The organism is Nocardioides sp. (assembly GCF_030655615.1).
Classification (GTDB): Bacteria; Actinomycetota; Actinomycetes; order Propionibacteriales; family Nocardioidaceae; genus Nocardioides.
In genome coordinates, this window is sequence record NZ_JAURVJ010000168.1 from 1 (window position 1) to 3,341 (window position 3,341).

At 73.0% G+C, this 3,341-nt stretch carries 3 protein-coding genes; all 3 read left to right on the forward strand.

Annotated elements, in window-relative coordinates; all coding sequences use genetic code 11:
* A partial coding sequence (locus Q7T52_RS13925; protein WP_304803470.1) for a cytochrome P450 occupies positions 1-1,245 on the forward strand: 1,245 nt, incomplete at its 5' end.
* Between the two features lie 42 nt (positions 1,246-1,287).
* On the forward strand, positions 1,288-2,625 hold the full coding sequence (locus tag Q7T52_RS13930; protein ID WP_304803471.1) for a glutamine synthetase family protein: 1,338 nt from the start codon (positions 1,288-1,290) through the stop codon (positions 2,623-2,625).
* Between the two features lie 10 nt (positions 2,626-2,635).
* A partial coding sequence (locus Q7T52_RS13935; RefSeq protein ID WP_304803473.1) for a type 1 glutamine amidotransferase occupies positions 2,636-3,341 on the forward strand: 706 nt, incomplete at its 3' end.

Consider the following 3,341-nt stretch of genomic DNA (forward strand, 5'->3'; position numbering starts at 1 on the left):
GTCGCCGGCCGCAAGGGCGACCTGATCGCGCGGCTCGAGACCGACCGCGAGCTGCGGCTCTCGCCCCACGCGGCCCTCGACGAGCTGCGCGCGGCCGGCCCCGTCGTGCGCGGCCAGGTCGTGTGGGGGACGGCCTCGCACGAGGCGGTGACGCGCGTGCTGCGCGGCGACGACTTCGTCGTCGGCGCCGGCGGGGCCGAGCTCCCCGGCCCGCTGCGCCGGCTCGCCCCCCGGGTGCTCGACCCCTGGGCCGCCAGTCCGGTCGATCCGCCCTCGATGCTCGCCACCAACGGCCCCGACCACACGCGCTACCGCCGCCTGGTGTCGCGGGCGTTCACGGCGCGAGCCGTCACCGGTCTCGAGGACCGCATCCGCGACACCGCCGAGCGCCTGCTCGACGGGCTCGACGACGGCTCGCCGGTGTGCGACGTGGTCGAGCGCTACGCCGCGCTGCTGCCGGTCGCCGTGATCGCCGACATGCTCGGGGTGCCCGACACGATGCACGGCAAGCTGCTCGACTGGGGCAACAGCGCCGCGACGACCCTCGACCCGAGCCTCAGCTGGCGCGACTTCCGGCGCGCCGAGGACGCCATGCGCAAGCTGCACCTGTGGTTCGCCGACCACGTGCGCGAGCTGCGGTCCGACCCGGGCGACGACCTGATCAGCAGGCTGGCGGTGCTGCAGGACGACGAGCGCCTGACCGACCTCGAGCTGCGGGCCACCGGGCTCCTCGTCCTCGGCGCGGGCTTCGAGACGACGGTCAACCTGATCGGCAACGCGGTTGCCGTCCTCGACGCCCACCCCGACCAGCGCGCCGCCCTGCGCGACGACCCGACGCTGTGGGGCAACGCCGTCGACGAGGTGCTGCGCCACGACTCCCCGGTCCAGATGACGCTGCGGGTCGCCCGCCGCGACACCGACGTCCTCGGGGTCGAGGTGCCGGCCCGCACACCGGTGATCACCTACCTCGGCGGCGCCAACCGCGACCCGGCCGTCTTCGATGACCCCCACGCGTTCGACGTACGCCGCCCCAACGCCGGCGCCCACCTGGCCTTCTCCTCCGGCGCCCACTTCTGCCTCGGCGCCAGCCTGGCCCGCCGCGAGGCCGAGGTCGGCCTGCGGATGCTCTACGACCGCTTCCCCGACCTCACCGTCGACGGCCCCACCGTCCGCCGCGGCACCCGAGTGCTGCGCGGCTACGAGCGGCTCCCGGTCTCGTTCGGGCGCCGCGTCCGCGTGGCGTGAGCCGGAGCGGATGACGCAGCGACCGACCCCTAGGGTGGCCGCATGGGCAAGCAGGAAGACTTCGTACTCCGCGCACTCGAGGAGCGCGACGTCCGGTTCGTGAGGCTGTGGTTCACCGACGTGCTCGGGTTCCTCAAGTCGGTGGCCGTGGCGCCGGCCGAGCTCGAGGGGGCCTTCGACGAGGGCATCGGTTTCGACGGGTCGGCGATCGAGGGCTTCGCCCGGGTCTACGAGGCCGACATGCTGCTGATGCCCGACCCGTCGACGTTCCAGATCCTGCCGTGGCGCACCGACGGCCCGGCGACGGCACGGATGTTCTGCGACATCATGATGCCGGACGGCTCGCCGTCCTACGCCGACCCGCGCTACGTCCTCAAGCGCACCCTGGCCAAGGCTGCGGAGAAGGGCTTCACCTTCTACACGCACCCCGAGATCGAGTTCTACCTCTTCAAGGACACCCCGCAGGCGGGCGTCGACCCCGTGCCGGTCGACCGCAGCGGGTTCTTCGACCACACCGCGCAGTCGCACGGCTCCGACTTCCGCCGCGAGGCGATCACGATGCTCGAGGCGATGGGCATCTCGGTCGAGTTCAGCCACCACGAGGGCGGGCCGGGCCAGCAGGAGATCGACCTGCGCTACGCCGACGCGCTCTCGACGGCCGACAACATCATGACCTTCCGCACCGTCATCCGGGAGGTCGCGCTCAACCAGGGCATCTGGGCCAGCTTCATGCCCAAGCCCTTCACGACCCACCCCGGCTCCGGCATGCACACCCACGTCAGCCTCTTCGAGGGCGACCAGAACGCCTTCTACGAGGCCGGGGCGGAGTACCAGCTGAGCCAGACCGGCCGGCGCTTCATCGCCGGCGTCCTCAAGCACGCGCCCGAGATCAGCGTCGTCACCAACCAGTGGGTCAACTCCTACAAGCGGATGATGTTCGGCGGCGAGGCCCCGTCCTACGTGTGCTGGGGCCACAACAACCGCTCGGCGATGGTGCGGGTGCCGATGTACAAGCCCCTCAAGGGCGCCTCCACCCGCGTCGAGCTGCGCACCCTCGACCCGGCGTGCAACCCCTACCTCGCCTACGCCGCGGTGCTGGCGGCGGGGATGAAGGGCATCGAGGAGGGCTACGAGCTGCCCCGCGAGGCCGAGGACGACGTGTGGAGCCTGACCGAGCGCGAGCGGATGAGTCTCGGCATCGACCCGCTCCCCAAGACCCTCAACGAGGCCATCGAGATCGCGGAGAGCTCCGAGCTGCTCGCCGAGACCCTGGGCGAGAACGTCTTCGACTTCTTCCTGCGCAACAAGCGCTCCGAGTGGGACGCCTACCGCGGCCAGGTCTCGGCCTGGGAGCGCGACCAGATGCTGCCGGTGATCTGAGGCCGCTCCGATGACGTCGCTGGTTCCCGGTCCTCGGCTGCTCGTCGTCGAGCACCAGGCGACGTGCCCGCCCGCCCTGCTCGGGGTGTGGCTCGCCGACAACGACTGCTCCCTGGTCGTCGCCCGTCCCTACCTCGGCGAGGCGCTCCCGAGCAGCCTGCGGGCAGAGGGCTACGACGGTCTGCTCGTCCTGGGCGGGTCGATGGACGCCGACGACGACGACGGCCACCCGTGGCTGGCGCCGACCCGGGCGCTCGTCGTCGCGGCGGCCGAGGAGGACGTCGCGACCCTCGGCGTCTGCCTGGGCCACCAGCTCGCCGCCCTCGCCCTCGGCGGCGAGGTCGTGCGCAACCCGCGCGGCCAGCAGGTCGGCCTGCGTCGCATCGGCTGGGCGTCCGGTGAGGACCGGCTCCTCGACGGCGTCTCCGGGCCCGGTGTGTTCTGGAACCAGGACGTCGTCACCCGGCTGCCCGACGGCGCGGCCGAGCTGGCGCGCGCCGACACCGGCGAGCTGCAGGCCGCCCGCTTCGGGGCCCGGGTGTGGGGGGTGCAGTGGCACCCCGAGGCCGACGCCGCGCTGCTCGCCGACTGGGCCCGCAAGGACGCCGACCGCCACCTCGAGCAGGGCCTCGACCAGGACCGGGTGCTTGCCGAGGTCGAGGCGGTCCGCCCCGCTCTGGCCGCGACGGGCCGCGCGCTCGCCGACCGGCTCGCCC

Coding starts and splice junctions, on each gene's coding strand:
- Q7T52_RS13930 (WP_304803471.1), top strand. CDS start 1,288: ATGGGCAAGCAGGAAGACTTCGTACTCCGCGCACTCGAGGAGCGCGAC.